Source organism: Pantoea sp. alder81 (assembly GCF_020179835.1).
Lineage (GTDB): Bacteria > Pseudomonadota > Gammaproteobacteria > Enterobacterales > Enterobacteriaceae > Pantoea.
The window spans coordinates 417,737-436,426 of sequence record NZ_JAIUDA010000001.1; the positions used below are offsets into that span (position 1 = coordinate 417,737).

The following is an 18,690-nucleotide window of genomic DNA, read 5'->3' on the forward strand; positions in this document are numbered from 1 at the left end:
TCGTGGCAAAACGCAATCCCTATGCACAACGTGAATGGCTGCCGCATGAAAAACCGATGCTGCCGGGTTCACCTTCCACTCCGATCCACTCGCCCTCGAAGCGTGTGGCGTTTGGCATTATCGGACTGCTTATCTCCATAACCGGCGCGCTGAGCAATGCGCTGGTCACCGCCAATCTGACCAACCTTCAGGGCACTTTTGGTGCTTACAGCAATGAGATTGCCTGGCTGCCCGCGGTGTATGTGATGGGCAATATCTCCATCAACCTGCTGTTGGTCAAATTCCGTCAACAGTTTGGCCTGCGGCTGTTTACCGAAGCCTTCCTGGTGCTTTACGTCATTGTGGCGTTCTTCCATATCCTGGCTAACGACCTCAGCTCGGCCATTATTGTGCGTACTGCACACGGGATGGTCGGCGCGGCTCTCAGCTCGCTCGGCATCTATTACCAAATTCAGGCCTGGCCGGCGAAACACCGACTCAAGGCTCTGGTGATCGGCATTACCGCCTCACAGTTAGCGATCCCGCTGGCTCGCTTGTTCTCAACAGAATTGTTGCAGCTGGAAGAGTGGCGTGGACTCTACCTGTTTGAACTGGGGCTGGCGATGATAGCGCTCGGCTGTGTTTTGGTGGTGAAGTTGCCGCCGGGCGATCGTATCAAAGCCTTTGAAAAAATGGATTTTGTCACATTTATCCTGCTGGCGCCGGGCATGGCATTGCTGTGTGGCGTGTTGTCGCTGGGCCGCATTGAATGGTGGTTTACCACGCCGTGGTTGGGCATTTCATTGGCCATCTCGCTGGTGCTGATTGTCGCGGCGGTGGTAGTAGAACATAACCGCGCGAATCCGTTGATCAACACGCGATGGCTGAGCAACGGCATGATTGTGCGGCTGGGCATTGTGATGATCATGATGCGTATCGTGCTGGCCGAGCAGAACACCGGTGCGGTGGGCTTCCTGCAACAGCTCGGGCTGCTGAATGACCAGATGCGCGGGCTGGCGTTAGCGATCATCGCCGGGGTGATTTTTGGCATGATCGCCAGTGCGCTTACCATTAAACCCACGCATCTCAGTTGGCCGATTGTCACCTCGCTGGTGGTGATGATCATCGCCTCGTATATGGATGCACAATCCAGCCCGCTGACGCGCGGCGACAATCTGTATGTCAGTCAATTTCTGCTCGGCTTCAGCAGCGCCTTTTTCCTCGGGCCCGCGATGCTGTTAGGGATTGGCGGTGTGGTGACGCAACCGAAAAATCTGGTGAGTTTTGTGGTGCTATTTGGCATGAGCCAGAATCTCGGCGGGCTGATTGGCTCGGCCATTCTGGGTACCTTCCAGACCTGGCGCGAGAAGTACCACTCCAGCCTGCTGGGCGATCAGCTGTCACAACTCGATCCCAATGTCACCGAGCGCCTCAGCCAATACAGTTCACTGTTCAGCAGCCAGTTGCCCGATAACGTGCTGCTCAGTGCGCAAAGTAGCAGCCAGTTGCAAATCGTGGCCACGCTGCAGGCTAACGTATTGGCTTATAACGATACCTATCTACTGACCGCCGCGTTGGCGCTGATCACCCTGATGTGGGTGCTGTGGCGACTGACGCGGCTGCGTTACATCAACTGGCGTCAGGCACGCCGTACTTTGACGGAACAGCGTCAGCAAGCTTCAACCCCGACGGAGAATTCATGAGCCAACAGGACGATATTCAGGCTGCGGAACGCGAACGCGCCAACCGCCGACGCATTCTTTCCATCGCTTTCGGCAGCGGCATTGTGATTGTTGGCGTACTGGTGATTTTATACGCGTGGCAGCTGTGGCCGTTTACCAGCACTATTCAGTCTACGGAAAACGCCTATGTGCGCGGTCAGGTCACCTTTATCAGCCCACAGGTGAGCGGCTATCTGACCGATGTCAACGTGGTGGATTTGCAGCCTGTGACTAAAGGGCAGTTGCTGATGACCATTGACGATCGAATCTATCGCCAGCGTGTGCATCAGGCGCAGGCGCAGCTGGACATGAAAATTGCCGCGCAAAATAACAACCAGCAGCAGCGTCGCAGCGCGGAAGCCAACATTCTCAGCAATAAAGCCGCGCTGGAGAATGCCAAAGCGCAGGCGCTGAAAAGCAGTCTGGACCTCAAGCGTGTGGAAAACCTGGCAGCAGATGGATCGCTATCAGTGCGCGAGCGTGATGCATCGCGCGCGGCCAATGCGCAGGCTCAGGCGCAACTGCGTCAGGCCGATGCGCAGGTTGCGGTGTCGCAGCAGAGTTTACAAACGGTGATTGTGAATCGCGGTTCACTGGAAGGGGATGTGGCAAGTGCCAAAGCGGCGCTGGAACTGGCCAATATCGATCTGGCCAACACGCGCATCATCGCGCCTGACAGCGGCCAGCTGGGGCAATTGTCGGTGCGTAAAGGCACCTATGTTACGGCGGGCACGCGACTGACTTCGGTGGTGCCGGATAACAAGTGGGTGATCGCCAATCTGAAAGAGACACAGCTGGCACGCGTGCGCCCAGGTTTGCCAGTGACCATTCGGGTTGATGCGCTGGACGGCAAGCGTTTTAACGGCCGGGTGGAGTTTATTTCACCTGCCGCGGGTTCTGAATTCAGTGCCATTTCACCAGACAATGCCACCGGTAACTTTGTCAAAATTGCCCAACGCATTCCGGTGCGCATCCGTATTCTGGATGACACGGAAGGATTGCGTCCCGGCATGTCGGTTGAAGTCAACATTGATACCGCAGCAGAGCCGCACAAGGATGCGCCATGAAGCGGTTATTCCTCGCCTCACTGATGGCGCTGATGGTCAGCGGCTGTGCGACAGAAGTGGAAAAAGCCCCGACCTCCTTACCGATTCCGGATAGCTGGCGCCAGCAGGTGGGCCCTTCGGCGGCACCGGAAGCGCAGTGGTGGCAACGTTTTGGCGACGATAACCTTAACCAGTTAGTCAATCAGGCGTTGCAACACAACAGCGATATCCTGATTGCCCGCTCACGGGTCGATCAGTACCGTGCGCAATTGCGTGCCGCGCAGGGCGATAATTTCCCCACGCTTTCGGCGGGCGTTGCCGCCACCCATCAGCGCGCGTTGTCAGCTGTAACCGGGCAGCCGTATGAAAACGCGGTATTCCAGGGGCTGTTACAGGCTAACTATGAAGTGGATCTGTGGGGCAGCCGCAGCAACAGCATTCGTGCCTCGCAAGCGTCACTGGATGCACAGCGTGCCGCGGCTTCGGCGGCGGAATTGACCGTCGCCAGCTCGGTGGCCTCCGGCTACCTCAGCCTGTGTGCACTGGACGAGCAATTGCGCGTCACCGAAGCCACGCTGGCTACGCGCGAAAACTCGCTGAATCTGGCGCAGCGCCAGTTCGAAACCGGCTATACCTCGCGCCTGGAGTGGATGCAGGCGGCATCTGAATATCAGACCGCCAAAGCGCAGGTGCCGCAGTTACAGCATCAAATCGAGCAGCAGGAAAATGCGCTGAGCGTACTGGTGGGGATGAATCCGCGAGAGATTGCGCGTACCCGCAACTTCGACCACATCAAACCGCAAACGCTACCATCGCTGTTGCCGTCTCAACTGCTCAACCGTCGCCCGGATATTGTGCAGGCGCAGCGCCAGTTGATTGCAGCGGATGCTTCGCTGGCCTCAGCGCAGGCGGATTTATTGCCGTCGCTCAATCTGACGGCGACCGGCACGCTGGAAAGTTATCAGTTGCATCAGCTGCTGGATAATCCGATCCGCCTGTGGAGTATTGGTGGCAGCATTCTCGCACCACTGCTAAACCGCGAAGCACTGACGGCGCAGGTGGATGTGGCGATGGCCGCCCGCAACCAGGCGCTATATGGCTATGAAAAGGTGGTACGCAGTGCCTTTTCGGATGTGGATAACGCGCTGGATGCCATTCGTCGCAGTCAGGAACAGCTAACGGAATTGCAGAAACAGGAAGGCTATGTGACAGAAGCGTACCGCATCGCACGTAATCGCTATCAGAACGGTTACGCCTCGTATCTGGATGAGCTGGACGCTCAGCGCACCCTGTTTAGCACTCAGCTCAATATCGTTTCAGTGAAAAACACTCTGCTGCTCGCACAAATCGATCTTTACCGATCGCTGGGTGGCGGCTGGCAGGGCTAAACATCATGCCGCAAATCGATTTTGCGGCAGATTTTTCGCTGTAAACCCGGCAAATTCTGCTTTTGCCATGAAGTGGGGCGGTTCTTAAGTCATTCGTGCTTTTTTTTACTTGTCTTTACATATAGTGGTATTATTCGTGCGCTTTACAAAGTCTGAACGGATCAGTGCAAGTTTAATCACGCACACGGTCGCCATCTGTGGCGATTGGCTACGACAGGGGAAACAAAGGAAATGATGAATAAAAAAGCGGCGCTTGCCTTAATCGTGACAGCGGCATTAATGACCGGTTGCGCACCGCGCACCGCGCCGATTCAGAACGTGAGCCAGACCGTAGGGCAAAGCTACACGGACAGTCAAATGCAGCGTGCTATTGTTGAAGCCGGTGCGGCCAACCACTGGGTGATTTCTCCAGCAGGCCCAGGCGTGATGAACGGCCAACTGTCCGAGCGCGGTCATACGGCCGATATTCGCATTACCTACACCGCGAACAGTTACCGCATTGATTACGTCAGCAGTACCAATCTGAAAGCGGGTAGCGGTCAGATCCATCGTAATTACAACCGCTGGATTCAGAATCTGAACCAGGGTATCCAGACGCGTCTTACAGGCCAGGTCGCCAAATAAGCGCCAGGTGTCATCGCTGAGATAATGTTTTAAAGAAAGCGCTAATACTGCCGAAAGAGAAAACAGGCGGGCCACGTGCCCGCCTTGTTAATCGGCGACATCCGCATGAGACGGATGACGGACTCGAACGCAAGCAGGGAAGGGATGCCGCACAGCGAAAGTCTGACCATCCCTGAGGCTGAAGAAAGAATACAGGTATGAAACTCGCTTACACTCTGGTTGACTGGCACGCGATTGCACCGGGTCACAGCACTGCCGATGAGTGGCAGCACTGGGCCAGGCAACTGCCTGCGCTGGACGCCACCTTACCGATCGCCAAACCCCAATTTTTGCCGATGATGACTGCGCGTCGCCTGAGTGCGGGCAGCCGTGCAGCTGTGGAGTGCGGACTGACGCTTCTCGCGCGTCAATCGGTGGATGCCATTGTGTTCACCAGCCGCCACGGTGAGCTGGAGCGTAATCTGCGCATACTGACGGCGTTAAAAGATCAACAGGCGCTGTCGCCGACCGATTTCGCCATGTCGGTGCATAACTCTGCGGTGGGCAGTTTAACCATAGCGGCGAAACAACCGCTGGTCTCTTCATCGATTTCAGCGGGAATGGACAGTTTTCAACAGGGGTTACTTGAAGTCACGGCTCTGCATCAGGCGGGTTATGCGCAGGTGCTGCTGGTGGATTTCGATGGCGTCGTGCCCGCCTATTATCAGCCCTGGCTACCCGAAATTGATCGCTTCAATGCGCCTTACGCGGTGGCACTGTTGCTGCAATCCGGCGATGAGTGGCGCTGTACAGCAGAATCTGCACGGCCTGAGCCTGAAGCGTTACCGCAAAGTCTGCAATTCCTGCGGGCAATGCTGCGGGACGACGCGCGAATGACGATTGCCGGTGAACGTCATCTGTGGCAATGGGAGCGCCATGATGGCGGATAATTCGCTTGCCCAGCGCTGGCGTGCTGGCTGCAACTTTTACTGGCGACTGGTGATGACCGCCGTGAGCTTTACGCTGTTCAGCGTGGGCGGTCTGCTGCTGTCTGTGACCTGGTTTAACCTGCTACTTTTGATTCAGCGCGATGGCCTGCGCCGTCGTCAGATTGCACGCAGCAGCATTGCGTGGAGCTTCCGCTGTTTCCTGCGTTTCTGTCGCTTTGTCGGTGTCTACGATTATCAGATTATTGGTGCAGAGTTGCTGCGCCAGGATCGCGGCTGTCTGATCGTCGCTAATCATCCTTCGTTAATTGATTACGTGATGATTGCCTCGGTACTGCCGGAAATGGATTGTCTGGTGAAGGCCGAACTGCAGCACAATATTTTTTTTAATGGCGTCATCAAATCTGCCGATTATCTGATTAACAGCGAGGCTGATACCTTGCTGCCGGATAGCCAGCAACGCCTTGCGCGCGGCGATACCATCCTGATTTTTCCTGAAGGCACGCGCACCCGTTACGGTGAACCGCTGAAGCTGCAACGTGGTGCCGCCAATATTGCGGTGCGTGCCGGATGCGATCTGCGCGTGGTACATATTAGCTGCACCCAGCGTATGCTCGATAAGCAAAGTCGCTGGTATCAGATTCCGCTGGTTAAACCACTTTTTACTGTACGCGTACAATCGCGTATTGATAGCCAGGCCTTCAGTGAAGCCGATGAAGATGCACAGCCGCTCGCTGCGCGTCGACTGACGCGTCACCTGCAACAGGCACTGGTCCCTGAAGAGACAAAGTAAGTTATGCAAGCACTGATTGACGAGATCAAACTGATGATTATCGACACGCTGAATCTGGAAGATATCAGCCCGGACGATATAGAAACCGACGCGCCTTTGTTTGGTGAAGGGCTGGGACTCGATTCTATCGATGCCCTTGAGCTGGGACTGGCGGTGAAAAATCGCTTCGGCGTACAGCTTTCCGCAGAAAGCGAAACCTTACGCGCGCACTTTTTTTCCGTGGCCACGCTGGCCGCGTTTGTAGAACAACAGCAAGCCTGAGAACAGTCAAGATGATGAATAAAGACGAAATTTACCAGGAAGTGGCCTCGCTGCTCACCTCGCTGTTTGAAATTGATGCCGATGATATCCGCCCGGATGCCCGTCTGTATGAAGACCTCGAACTCGACAGCATCGATGCGGTCGATATGGTGGTGCACCTGCAAAAACGTACCGGCCGTAAAATCAAACCCGAAGCCTTCCGTGCCGTTCGCACCGTGCAGGATGTGGTGGACGCCGTCGATCAACTGATGCGCGACGAAGCCTGATTCCCGGCATGACAGCATTTCTGCGCCTGTTAAATGGTCTGGCCCTGCTGGCCTGGCCGTTTCTGGTGTGGCTTGCCGTCACCCATCCGCAATGGCGCGGCGTGATTGCTCTGTTAGCCTTGCTGTTTGGCTGGCGCATCTGGCAGTTACGACACGCGCAGGGTGCGATGGGCCGGGTAATGCTGTTGCTGGCACTGGTGGGCACGTTACTGTGCCTCGCCAGCATGATGTTGCGCAGTCAGCATTTGTTGCTGTGGTATCCGGTAGTCGTGAATGGGCTGATGCTGCTGCTGTTTGGCACATCTTTGTGGAGCCCCATGCCGTTGGTCGAGCGTTTAGCGCGGCTGCGTGAACCGGCTTTGCCCGCGCGGGCCGTGCGTTATACGCGCCGCGTGACACAGGTATGGTGTGGGTTTTTCATTATTAATGGCAGCGTGGCGTTGGTCACTTGTCTGCTCAATGATCTCTCGCTGTGGACACTCTGGAATGGGTGCATCAGCTATCTGCTGATGGGCACGCTGATGGGCGGCGAATGGTTGCTGCGTCAGCGTATGAGGAACAAGGCATGAAGGTGGTGAGTATCCGCGACTGGCTGGCTGCGCCGGATCGTGTGGTGGCCTGGCAAGGGCAGCAACAGCATTGGTTATCGGAGATGCGTCAGCAGGTGCTGGCGTTAGTGGAAACACTGCAACGGCTGCCGGGCCAGCACTGGGCGTTGTGCTTCGATAACAGTTACCACTTCACGGCGGCGCTGCTGGCGCTATGGCACGCTGGTAAAACACCGGTGATCCCCGGACATTGTCGCGCCGCGCAGCTGGAAGAGATGGCCGATCAGCTGGATGGTGTGATCAGTGATATGCCACTGGCGGTTTCCCTGCCGCAGTTGCGCTGGGACGGCGCACTGGCGCTGGGCGAACTGCCTGCCATCGCCGGAGATGCCTCGCTGGTGCTGTTCACCTCTGGTTCCACCGGCACGCCCCGCTGCGTAGTGAAATCACTGCGTGCACTCGATCTTGAAGCGCAGTGGCTGGCGGAGTTATGGGCCGATCGACTGCAGCAATGCCACGTGATTGCCTCGGTGAGCCATCAACATCTGTATGGCCTGACGTTTCGCATTGTGTTGCCGATGGCACTGAGCTTGCCGCTCGCCGCCCAGCAAATTTTTTACGGTGAACAACTGGCCGATCAGCACCGCGATCGTCGCTACGCTTTTATTAGCAGCCCGGCCTTTCTACGCCGCCTCGATCCTGCCCTGGATGCACCGTCATGTGCGCTGATTGTTTCCGCAGGCGGGGCATTGCCTTGGGCTGATGCACAACATGCTCAGCGCGCCTTCGATTGTGCGGTGGATGAGATCTACGGTAGCACCGAAACCGGCGTGATTGGCTGGCGCTGTGCGCAGGCGGAAAACGCCCCATGGCACTGTTTCCCTGAGGTTAAGCTGGTACAGCAGGCATCCGGCTGGCGGGTGTTTTCGGCTCTGCTGGAAACCACCGAAGGTTGGCCACTCGACGATCGCATCGTGCAACAGCCCTCCGGTGCCTTTCAGCTGGCAGGCCGTCAGGATCGGGTGGTGAAGATTGAAGATAAGCGCGTCTCACTGAGCGAGATTGAACGGCGTCTGCTAGCCTTGCCCGGCGTAGAAGACGCGGCCGCTCTGGCGATTCAGCGTCATGGCCGTCAGGCGATTGGCGTGGTGCTGGCCTTACCGGACACGCTGGATGCCGCAACGCTGACCCAACGTAAGAAACAATGGAAACTTGCGCTGCAACCCTGGCTAGAGCCGGTCGCCATGCCGCGATACTGGCGAGTGGTCAACGCGATTCCGGTTACGGCGCAAAGTAAGCGCGCCTGGCCCCAAATTGAGGAACTGTTTGATGTTGCCGGTTGAACTCAACGCCCAGCAGCAGGGCGCGACGCTGACGTTGCGCCTGCATGCTGCCGCCGATCTGTTTTGGTTCCGCGGCCACTTCCCGACGTTACCGATTTTACCTGGCGTCGCGCAGCTCGATTGGGCGCTGCATTATGGCCTGTCGCGTCTGGCGATTGGTAAACACTTCCGCTCAATTGAGAACATCAAATTTCAGCAGCCGGTGCCGCCAGATGCGGAGCTGGAGCTACAGCTGAACTGGCAGGAAGAAAAATCACTGCTGAGCTTCAGCTACAGCCTGATTCGCGCGGACAGCGCTGAGATTGCCAGCAGCGGGAAGATTCGCCTGTGCTGAGTGCGTCTTTCAAACCCTGTGTTCTGATTCCCTGCTACAACCACGGCGCCATGCTGGCCTCGGTACTGGCGCGGCTGGCCCCCTTTAATCTGCCGGTGATTATTATCGATGACGGCAGCGATGCGCAGACTCAGCAGCAAATTGCCGCGCTCGATGCCCCGCAGCTGGATATCCTCACTTTACCGGTGAATCAAGGCAAAGGCGCGGCGGTGATCGCTGGGATGCGCAGAGCCGCCGCGGCAGGGTATAGCCACGCGCTGCAACTCGACGCAGATGGTCAGCATCAGGTCGAAGACACGCCGCGCATGCTGGCGGAAGCGGAAAACCATCCCGATTGCCTGGTCTCCGGCCAGCCTGTATACGATGATTCCATTCCTAAATCCCGCTTATACGGCCGTTACATCACTCATTTTTGGGTGTGGATCGAAACCCTGTCATTCTCGCTAAAAGACAGCATGTGCGGATTCCGCGTCTATCCGCTGCAACCGTCACTGCAACTGTGTGACCGTCGCCCGATTGGCCAGCGCATGGATTTCGACACCGAAATCATGGTGCGCTTGTACTGGCAGGGCACGCCGAGCCGCTTTATCAGCACGCGCGTCACCTATCCGGAAAGTGGCCTGTCGCATTTTGATGCGCTGTACGACAACCTGCGTATCTCATGGATGCACACGCGCCTGTTCTTTGGCATGTTGCCGCGCATCCCACAGCTACTGAGCCGCCGTAAAACAGCACAGCACTGGTCCGCTACGCCAGAACGCCGTGGCCAGAGCGGATTGCGATTTATGCTGTGGCTGTATCGTCGCGCGGGGCGGCTGCCGTTTGTGCTGTTGCTGTGGCCGGTGGTGGCGGTTTACTGGCTGAGCGGACGTCAAGCGCGTGCCGCTTCTCAGCAGTGGCTGACGCGGGTACAGGCCGAAGCCAGCAAACAGCAGATTGCGCTGCCAACGCCAATCAATAGCTATCGCCACTTTCTGCGCTTTGGTTACAGCATGCTGGACAAAGTGGCCAGCTGGCGCGGAGATGTGCAGTGGGGGCGCGATATTGATTTTGCGCCGGGTGCCGAAGCGGTCATCCGTGCTGCAGATGGCAAAGGACATTTGATCCTCGCGTCGCATCTGGGGGATATCGAGGCCTGCCGCGCCATGGCAAAGCAGATCAGCGGTCTGGTGATCAACGCGCTGGTGTTTACCGACAACGCCCAGCGTTTTCGCGAGGTGCTGGAGAGCATTGCACCGCAGGCCGGGGTGAATCTGATGCCGGTCACTGATATCGGCCCGGATACCGCCATCCTGCTGCAGCAAAAACTGGATGCCGGTGAATGGGTGGCGATTGTTGGCGATCGTACCGCCGTGCATCGCCAGCGCGGGGGCGAACGCCGCGTGGTGTGGAGTGAATTTATGGGCCGTCCGGCGCCGTTTCCGCAGGGGCCTTTTGTGCTGGCCGCTGCGTTGCGCTGTCCGGTGCTGTTGATGTTTGCCCTGCGTGAACAGGGTCGACTGCGCGTGCACTGTGAACCGTTCGCCGATCCGATCCTGCTGCCGCGCGCCCAACGACAGGCGGCGCTGCAGGCCACGGTGGATCGCTACGCCGAACGACTGCAACAGCATGCGCTGATGGCGCCGCTGGACTGGTTTAACTTTTACGATTTCTGGACATTACCAGAGGAGAAGAGCCGCGATGAGTGAACGTATCTGGCGCGCTGAGGTTGAATTAACCGTGTCGTTCCACGACTGTGACCCGATGGGCGTGGTGTGGCACGGCAACTATTTCCGTTTTTTTGAAGTGGCGCGTGAAGCGCTGTTGCGCAGCATCAACTACAGCTACGGTGAGATGACCGCCAGCGGTTTTGTCTGGCCGGTGGTAGACACGCGCGTTAAATACCGTCAGCCGCTGCGCTGCGAAGAGGTGATCCGTGTCGAAGCCAGTATTACAGAATACGAGAACCGCCTGCGTATCGATTATGTGATCCGCAATGCCGCGGGCCAGATCACCACCAAAGCGCATACCTTGCAGGTGGCGGTGGATGCGGTGAGTCAGGAGATGAATTTCGTTTCGCCAGACATTTTGTTTGAGCGTTTGGGAGTTAAACCGTGATCAGACTATTTTGCTTACTGCTAACACTCATCTGTGCTAGCGCGCATGCCGTGACGCTGGAACAGTTGCAGCAGCGTTTTGCCAGCCAGCAAGTGATCCGTGCCAATTTCGAGCAGGTGCGCACCATTTCTGGTATGTCGCAGCCGCTGGTGTCGCGCGGCCAGTTGTTAATCGCCCAACAGCAAGGTTTATGGTGGCATCAGGCCACGCCGTTTGTCATGACCTTGATTCTCGATGATAAGCGTATGGTGCAGAGCATGAGTGGTCAGCCGCCGCAGGTGATCACCGCCGACAGCAATCCGCAGATGTTTCAGTTCAATCATCTGCTGCGCGCCTTGTTCCAGGCCGACGAAAAGGTGCTGCGCGAGAATTTCGAACTCAATTTCCGCGATCAAGGCAATGATCAATGGCAGTTGAGCCTGACACCGAAAGCGGCGCCGCTGAATAAAATCTTCAACCGCATTGATCTGCAGGGCGCGGCCTTCCTCAACCGCATTACGCTGGATGATAAGCAGGGCGATAAAACCGCCATCACCCTGAGTGATACCCGCACCGAGCCAAAACAACTGACTGATGAAGAGCGAGCGCGTTTTGCCCCAGCGCAGTGAGAAAACTGCTGCGCTGTTGTGGCTGACAGTGTGTCTGGTGCTGGCAGTGGCCCTTGCCATTATGTTGCCGCGCAGCCAGCTAAATAGCAGCGTGCTGGCTTTACTGCCGCAACAAAATCTCGGGCAGGCGCCGGCAGAGATTCAGCAAGGCTTTATGCAGCGGCTGGATCGCCAACTGGTGTGGCTGGTGAGCGCCGATGATGCGCATGGCGATGAAGTGGCAGAGTGGTGGCAAGCGCAGCTGCAGGCGCTGCCGATGCTGAAACAGGTCAGCGGTGCGTTGGATGAGGATCAGATGCAGCGTTGGGGCACCTACGCTTTCCAGCATCGCAATGGCCTGATCGATCCGTTGACGCGAGCGCGTTTGCAAAACGGTGGCACAGCACAAGCCGACTGGATTCTGGCGCAGCTGTTCTCAGCGTTTGCTGGTGTCGGCAGTAAAGAGATCCAAAACGATCCGTTAATGCTGGTGCGTGGCGCGCAGCTGGCATTGCAGCAGAACGCCAGCAAAATGGTGCTGCATAACGGCTGGCTAACCGTGAATGATGCCCAACAGCGTCGCTGGTATTTCCTGCACGGCGAACTGGCCAGCAATGCCTTTAGCATTCAGCAGAGCCATCAGCTGGTGACCGCCCTCAACCAGCTGGAACAGCAGTTGAAAACGCGTTGGCCGGATGCGCAGCTGTTAACGCGCGGCACGGTGCTGTTCAGCGATGATGCCAGCCAGCGCGCGCAGCATGATGTTGAAACGCTTGGCAGCGTGACGCTGGCAGGCTTGTTGCTGCTGGTGTGGCTGGTGTTCCGCTCGTTGCGGCCGCTGGCGCTGTGTGCGCTCTCGGTGGCGATAGGCGCGATGGCCGGCACGGTGCTGACCTTAATCTGTTTTGGTGAGCTGCATCTCACGACTTTAGTGATGAGCCTCAGCATTGTCGGCATCTCGGCCGATTATACCCTGTATTACCTGACCGAACGCATGGTGCACGGCGAGCAATCCACGCCGTGGCAAAGCCTGCACAAAGTGCGCGCTACCTTATTACTGGCACTGGGCACCACGGCGATTGCCTGGCTGCTGATGTTGCTGGCGCCATTCCCCGGTTTGCGCCAACTGGCGGTGTTCGCCGCCAGCGGGTTAAGTGCGTCTTGCCTGACGGTGATCTGTTTTTATCCATGGCTGGTACGCGGCCTGCCAGTGCGACCGATTCCCGGAATGGTGTGGCTGGCGCGCTGGTTAGCGGCATGGCGTCGCAACAAGCTGTTGAAAGTTGGATTGCCGCTGCTGGTGGCGATCTATGCATTGAGCGGCATGATTCAGCTGCACGTCGATGACGATATTGCCCATCTGCAGAGCGCTCCGGCTAAATTGCTGGCACAGGATCGCCAACTGGCACAGCTGACGGGTCAGCAGGCCGATCAAACCTGGTTTGTGGTGTGGGGCGATAATGAACAGCAGGCATTACAGCGTCTCAGCGCCCTGACGCCAAAGTTGCAACTGGCGCAACAGCAAGGCTGGATGGCGGGTTATCGTATCTTGCCGCTTAATTCGCTGGACCAGCAACAGCAGGATCTGCAACTGCTGCAGCAGGCCGCGCCAGACATCCTGACGCGGTTAAAGCAGGCGGGCATCACTTTAGCCAATGCCGATCTGGCGGCGATGCCAGTCAATGCCGATGACTGGCTGGCGAGTCCACTTAGCGAGGGTTGGCGTTTGCTATGGCTGTCGCTGCCGGATGGACGTAGCAGCGTGTTGGTGCCGGTAAATGGCGTGAAAAACAGTGCTGCGTTACTGGACTTAGCAACGCAGCAGGCGGGCGTGAGCTGGGTCGATCGCAAAGCCAGCTACGATGAACTGTTCCGTTTCTGGCGCACGCTGCTGAGTGGCCTGTTGGGGCTGGCGCTGCTGCTGATCACCGTGAGTTACATCGTACGACTTGGTTTGCAGGCAGGTTTACGTAGCGCCTTGCCATCCTGGCTGTCGCTGGCAGCGGCGCTGGCGACGTTAGGCTGGATCGGCGCGAGCCTGAACTTATTCGCCTTACTGGCGCTGATTCTGGTGCTCGGCATCGGTATTAATTACACGCTGTTCTTCAGTAATCCACGCGGTACGCCGCTCACCTCAATGCTGGCGGTTACGCTGGCGATGATGACCACACTCCTGACGCTGGGCATGCTGGTGTTCAGCAGCACGGCGGCAATCAGTGGTTTTGGCACCGTATTATGCAGCGGGATCTTTTGTGCATTCTTGCTGGCTCCACTGGCGCTGGCCCCCGGGAAAAGGAAGCAACGATGAAAACAGGTGCTTTGTTATTGATGCTGAGCCTGCTGTTGAGCGGCTGTGCAAAACATGACAGCCCATCCGAACGGCCCACCGCGTGGCTAAAACCGGGCGTCCGCGTGACTTTGCCTGCGCCGGGCATCTCACCCGCGTTTCAGCAGCAGCAACTGCTGACCGGCCACGCCAAAGGCAAAACCCAGTCACTGCTGGTGCTGCTGAGCGCTGATTCGCAGCAAGTTAGCCTGGCAGGCTTGTCCTCGCTGGGCATTCGCTTGTTCCGCGTGACCTATGATAAGAACGGTATTCATACTCAGCAGATGATGGCGCTGCCTGAAATGCCGCCAGCCAGTCAGGTACTGGCAGATGTGATGCTGAGCCACTGGCCGCTCAGTGCATGGCAGCCGCAGTTGCCGCCGGGCTGGCAGTTGGTCGACGAGGGCGATCGTCGTGAGTTGCGCGATCCTGCCGGTAACGTGGTGACGCTGATTCGCTATCTGCAGCGGGGAACCGTGCGTGAACCGATCAGCATCGACCAGCGCGCCTTCGGTTATCAAATTCAAATCCAGCATCTGGACGCATCTTCATGATCTACATTTCGGCGTTTGGCATGGTGAATGCGCTCGGAAACTCGCTAGAGAAGATTGCCGCACAGCTGACGTCAGGCCAGGCTCCTGGTATGCAGCCGCGCGAAGGCTGGTTGCAGCAAGAGAAAACCTGCTGGCTGGGCGAGGTGCCGGGCGAACTGCCGCCAGTGCCCGCCGCCCTTGCCGCGCATGACACGCGGAATAATCAGCTGCTGCTGGCGGCACTGGCGCAGATCCGCCCGGCTGTCGATGACGCGATTGCCCGCTTTGGCCGTGAACGTGTCGCGGTGGTGCTGGGCACCAGCACCTCGGGCGTGGACGAGGGCGATCGTCAGGTCGACGGTGGCTTGCCGGGTTACGATTACTGCATGCAGGAGTTGGGCGACCCGTCGCGTTTTCTGGCGCACTACCTTGAGCTGGATGGCCCTGCGTACACCATTTCCACCGCCTGTTCCTCCAGCGCTCGCGCGTTGATCAGCGGACAGCGCCTGATTGAGGCTGGTCTGGTGGATGTGGCGCTGGTGGGTGGCGCGGATTCGCTGAGCCGCATGCCAATTAACGGCTTTGCCAGCCTGGATTCGTTATCCGAGCGCCAGTGTGCGCCGTTCAGCGCAGAGCGTGACGGTATCTCGATTGGCGAGGCAGGGGCGCTGCTGTTGCTGACGCGTGAACCGCAGCCGCTGGCGTTGCTTGGCGCGGGTGAATCTTCGGATGCCTGGCATATGTCGGCTCCGCATCCTGAAGGCATTGGCGCTGAGCAGGCGATGAAGATGGCGCTAAAGCAAGCCGAATTAGAGCCGCAGGATATTGGCTACATTAATCTGCACGGCACCGCGACGCCGCTCAACGATCAGGTCGAATCAGGCGTGATTCATCGCCTGTTTGGCGATAGCGTGCCGTGCAGCTCAACCAAACATCTGACCGGCCACACGCTCGGCGCGGCAGGTGCGACCGAGGCGGCGCTAGCGGCACTTATCGTGCAACAAAATCTGGCGTTACCGGCGCAGGATTTTAGCGCCACTACTCTGGATAGCACGCTGCCTGATTGCGGATTGCTGACTTCACCGCAGCCGCTGGCGCGTCCGATCATTGCTTCAAACTCTTTTGCTTTTGGCGGGAATAACACCTGCCTGATTGTAGGAAAGCCTCATGACTGATTTTCTGCCGGTGGGCGATTATCTGCCGCACCGTGCACCGATGCTGCTGCTGGATCGCGTGATTCAGGTCAGCGACGAGCGCGTAGTGTGTGAAGTGACGATCAACCACCATGGCGTACTCGCTCCGTTTCTCAATGCACAGGGCGAACTGCCCGCGTGGTTTGGCGTCGAGATCATGGCGCAGACCGTCGGCGTTTGGTCTGGGTTTCATGCCCGCCAGCGCGGCGATCGGGATATCCGGCCCGGTATGTTATTAGGCGGGCGCGGCTATCGTGCCACAGCCGCCACCTTTGCCGCAGACATCACGCTGCGGGTGGAGATGCATCTGTTAATGCGTGACGACAAGCTCGGCAGCTTCGAAGGCGAAATCCGCAGCCAGGACAGGGTCCTTGCCAGCGGTCGGCTGAATACCTATCAGCCGGATGAACAGGAACTTAATCAATTACAACAAGGGATGCAGCCATGACACGCAGCGTATTAGTGACCGGCGCGAGTAAAGGGATTGGCCGCGCCATCGCGCTTCGTCTGGCGCAGGACGGTTTCAACGTGGTGGTGCATTACCACCGTGATGCGGCGGGCGCACAACAGACGCTGGCGGACATCACTGGCGCGGGTGGCATGGGGCGCATCCTGCAGTTTGACGTGGCCGAACGTGAGGCCACGCGCAATGCGATTGAAAATGACATCGCGGAGCACGGCGCCTATTACGGCGTGGTGAACAATGCCGGTATTACCCGTGACGGTGCATTTCCGGCCCTGACCGAGGACGAGTGGGACAGCGTGATCCACACTAACCTCGACAGCTTCTACAATGTGATTCATCCCTGTGTGATGCCGATGATTGGTCTGCGTAAAGGCGGCCGTATCATCACCTTATCCTCGGTGTCCGGTATCATGGGCAACCGTGGCCAGGTCAACTACAGCGCGGCTAAAGCCGGGATTATCGGTGCCACCAAAGCGCTGGCCATCGAGTTAGCGAAACGCAAAATCACCGTGAACTGCATAGCACCGGGCTTAATCGATACCGGCATGACGGATCTGGAGCCGATGGTGATCGACGAAGCGCTGAAGATCATCCCGATGAAGCGCATGGGCGCGGCTGAGGAAGTCGCCGGACTCGCCAGCTATCTGATGTCAGACATTGCGGGCTACGTGACGCGTCAGGTGATTTCAATCAATGGAGGTATGCTGTGATGCAGCGGGTCGTGGTAACCGGAATGGGAGGCGTCACCGCCTTTGGCGAAAACTGGCCAGCGGTGGCTGCGCGCATCAAACAGGGGCAAAATGCGGTGCGTAAAATGCCGGAATGGCAGATTTACGACGGCTTGCATACCTTGCTCGGTGCCCCGGTCGATAACTTCGAACTGCCCGCGCACTATACGCGCAAACGCATTCGTTCGATGGGTCGTGTGTCGTTAATGGCGACGCGCGCCACCGAGCTGGCGCTGGAACAGGCGGGCTTGATCGATCATCCGGTGTTGACCAGCGGTGAAACCGGCATTGCTTATGGCTCTTCCACCGGCAGTACTGGCCCGGTCAGCGAATTCGCCACCATGCTGACGGAAAAGCACACCAATAACATCACCGGCACCACCTATGTGCAGATGATGCCGCACACCACAGCGGTGAACGCCGGGCTGTTCTTTGGCCTGCGTGGCCGGGTGATCCCCACCTCCAGCGCCTGTACTTCGGGCAGTCAGGCAATTGGCTATGCGTGGGAAGCGATCCGCCATGGTTATCAAACTGTGATGGTGGCAGGCGGTGCGGAGGAGTTGTGTCCTTCTGAAGCGGCGGTGTTTGATACGCTGTTTGCCACCAGCCAACGTAACGATGCACCGCATTCATCACCGTCACCGTTTGACCAACAGCGCGATGGGTTAGTGATTGGCGAAGGCGCGGGAACTTTGATTCTCGAATCGCTGGAGCATGCCCAGGCACGCGGCGCGACGATTTACGCCGAGCTGGTGGGTTTCCACACCAACTGCGATGCGGCGCATATTACCCAGCCGCAGCGTGAAACCATGCAGATTTGCATCGAACGCGCACTGAAAATGGCGGGCGTCACGCCGGAACAGATTGGTTATATCAACGCCCATGGCACGGCGACCGATCGCGGCGATATCGCAGAGAGTCAGGCCACGGCAGCGATATTTGGCAATAACACGCCGATTTCATCGCTGAAAAGCTACTTTGGCCACACGCTCGGAGCCTGCGGCGCGTTGGAAGCCTGGATGAGCATTGAGATGATGCGAGAAGGGTGGTTTGCGCCCACACTGAATCTGACGCAGCCCGCAGCAGAGTGCGGCGATCTGGATTATATCATCGGCGAATCACGCTCGATCGATACCGATTATATTCAATCTAACAACTTTGCCTTCGGGGGTATCAACACCTCGCTGGTGTTTAAACGCTGGCGCGACGCCTGAATATTCACAACTGTCAGCGGTTTAAGTAATTGAGGCCGCGACGCCTAAATTCTCCGACTGTCAGCGGTTTCAATCAACGAAGTCACAACGCCTTAATCCCCCAGACTACCAGCGGTTTCAATCAACGAAGCCGCTGCACTTTCATTTTCCCCGGCCTTAAATCCCCACACTTCCTCAGTGAAATCACAGTGGTAAGTACAATTAGCGCCCGGTGTTTTCGCTTTCTTAACAAATAAGCGCTCCAGACCACGCTTAGTTGAGAAAGTTCAGCGATTTTGCTTGCTTTCGGATTAGCACTCCGCATAATCGCAAACCGT

General features: G+C 57.6%; 20 protein-coding genes. All 20 read left to right on the forward strand.

Translation table 11 applies throughout. The annotated features are described in order from the left end of the window. The first annotated feature begins 2 nt into the window (after positions 1-2). A complete protein-coding gene (locus LBW88_RS01975; protein WP_224929357.1) occupies positions 3-1,682 on the forward strand; it encodes an MFS transporter in 1,680 nt (559 codons plus the stop codon). Then, a complete protein-coding gene (locus LBW88_RS01980; protein ID WP_200571177.1) occupies positions 1,679-2,767 on the forward strand; it encodes an HlyD family secretion protein in 1,089 nt (362 codons plus the stop codon). Before LBW88_RS01975 ends, LBW88_RS01980 begins: the two co-directional genes overlap by 4 nt. Then, on the forward strand, positions 2,764-4,134 hold the full coding sequence (locus tag LBW88_RS01985) for an efflux transporter outer membrane subunit (RefSeq protein WP_224929354.1): 1,371 nt from the start codon (positions 2,764-2,766) through the stop codon (positions 4,132-4,134). The genes LBW88_RS01980 and LBW88_RS01985 overlap by 4 nt, the downstream gene beginning before the upstream one ends. A 231-nt stretch (positions 4,135-4,365) precedes the next feature. Next, a complete protein-coding gene (locus LBW88_RS01990; RefSeq protein WP_224929351.1) occupies positions 4,366-4,758 on the forward strand; it encodes a hypothetical protein in 393 nt (130 codons plus the stop codon). 197 nt (positions 4,759-4,955) lie between these two features. Next, entirely contained in the window at positions 4,956-5,687 is a 732-nt protein-coding gene (locus LBW88_RS01995) for a beta-ketoacyl synthase chain length factor (RefSeq protein WP_224929348.1), read from the forward strand. Continuing rightward, entirely contained in the window at positions 5,677-6,477 is an 801-nt protein-coding gene (locus LBW88_RS02000; protein ID WP_224929345.1) for a lysophospholipid acyltransferase family protein, read from the forward strand. Before LBW88_RS01995 ends, LBW88_RS02000 begins: the two co-directional genes overlap by 11 nt. 3 nt (positions 6,478-6,480) lie before the next feature. Next, positions 6,481-6,738: a phosphopantetheine-binding protein gene (locus LBW88_RS02005; RefSeq protein WP_224929342.1), complete on the forward strand. Its 258-nt coding sequence runs from the start codon at positions 6,481-6,483 to the stop codon at positions 6,736-6,738. 11 nt (positions 6,739-6,749) lie between these two features. After that, the gene (locus LBW88_RS02010; protein ID WP_034820249.1) at positions 6,750-7,004 is read left to right on the forward strand and encodes an acyl carrier protein; all 255 of its coding nucleotides are present in this window, start codon (positions 6,750-6,752) and stop codon (positions 7,002-7,004) included. A gap of 8 nt (positions 7,005-7,012) precedes the next feature. Further along, the gene (locus tag LBW88_RS02015; protein WP_224929339.1) at positions 7,013-7,573 is read left to right on the forward strand and encodes a hypothetical protein; all 561 of its coding nucleotides are present in this window, start codon (positions 7,013-7,015) and stop codon (positions 7,571-7,573) included. After that, positions 7,570-8,895 carry an AMP-binding protein gene (locus LBW88_RS02020; protein WP_224929337.1) on the forward strand — a complete coding sequence of 442 codons (1,326 nt, stop codon included), beginning with the start codon at positions 7,570-7,572 and terminating at the stop codon, positions 8,893-8,895. The genes LBW88_RS02015 and LBW88_RS02020 overlap by 4 nt, the downstream gene beginning before the upstream one ends. Beyond that, positions 8,882-9,229: a hydroxymyristoyl-ACP dehydratase gene (locus LBW88_RS02025; RefSeq protein WP_224929335.1), complete on the forward strand. Its 348-nt coding sequence runs from the start codon at positions 8,882-8,884 to the stop codon at positions 9,227-9,229. The genes LBW88_RS02020 and LBW88_RS02025 overlap by 14 nt, the downstream gene beginning before the upstream one ends. Beyond that, the gene (locus LBW88_RS02030; protein WP_224929333.1) at positions 9,223-10,917 is read left to right on the forward strand and encodes a glycosyltransferase family 2 protein; all 1,695 of its coding nucleotides are present in this window, start codon (positions 9,223-9,225) and stop codon (positions 10,915-10,917) included. The genes LBW88_RS02025 and LBW88_RS02030 overlap by 7 nt, the downstream gene beginning before the upstream one ends. Next, a complete protein-coding gene (locus tag LBW88_RS02035; RefSeq protein WP_224929330.1) occupies positions 10,910-11,326 on the forward strand; it encodes an acyl-CoA thioesterase in 417 nt (138 codons plus the stop codon). Before LBW88_RS02030 ends, LBW88_RS02035 begins: the two co-directional genes overlap by 8 nt. Continuing rightward, a complete protein-coding gene (locus LBW88_RS02040; protein ID WP_224929328.1) occupies positions 11,323-11,934 on the forward strand; it encodes an outer membrane lipoprotein carrier protein LolA in 612 nt (203 codons plus the stop codon). Before LBW88_RS02035 ends, LBW88_RS02040 begins: the two co-directional genes overlap by 4 nt. Next, positions 11,900-14,221 (forward strand): MMPL family transporter, encoded by a 2,322-nt coding sequence (locus LBW88_RS02045; RefSeq protein WP_224929326.1) that lies wholly within the window; start codon positions 11,900-11,902, stop codon positions 14,219-14,221. Before LBW88_RS02040 ends, LBW88_RS02045 begins: the two co-directional genes overlap by 35 nt. After that, on the forward strand, positions 14,218-14,793 hold the full coding sequence (locus tag LBW88_RS02050) for a DUF3261 domain-containing protein (RefSeq protein ID WP_224929325.1): 576 nt from the start codon (positions 14,218-14,220) through the stop codon (positions 14,791-14,793). Before LBW88_RS02045 ends, LBW88_RS02050 begins: the two co-directional genes overlap by 4 nt. Then, positions 14,790-15,947 (forward strand): beta-ketoacyl-[acyl-carrier-protein] synthase family protein, encoded by a 1,158-nt coding sequence (locus LBW88_RS02055; RefSeq protein WP_224929322.1) that lies wholly within the window; start codon positions 14,790-14,792, stop codon positions 15,945-15,947. Before LBW88_RS02050 ends, LBW88_RS02055 begins: the two co-directional genes overlap by 4 nt. Further along, positions 15,940-16,413: a hotdog family protein gene (locus tag LBW88_RS02060; protein WP_224929321.1), complete on the forward strand. Its 474-nt coding sequence runs from the start codon at positions 15,940-15,942 to the stop codon at positions 16,411-16,413. Before LBW88_RS02055 ends, LBW88_RS02060 begins: the two co-directional genes overlap by 8 nt. Beyond that, the gene (locus LBW88_RS02065) at positions 16,410-17,141 is read left to right on the forward strand and encodes a 3-ketoacyl-ACP reductase FabG2 (protein ID WP_224929319.1); all 732 of its coding nucleotides are present in this window, start codon (positions 16,410-16,412) and stop codon (positions 17,139-17,141) included. Before LBW88_RS02060 ends, LBW88_RS02065 begins: the two co-directional genes overlap by 4 nt. Continuing rightward, complete coding sequence (locus LBW88_RS02070) at positions 17,141-18,373, forward strand: beta-ketoacyl-ACP synthase (RefSeq protein WP_224930302.1); 1,233 nt, start codon at positions 17,141-17,143, stop codon at positions 18,371-18,373. The genes LBW88_RS02065 and LBW88_RS02070 overlap by 1 nt, the downstream gene beginning before the upstream one ends. Positions 18,374-18,690 lie beyond the last annotated feature (317 nt).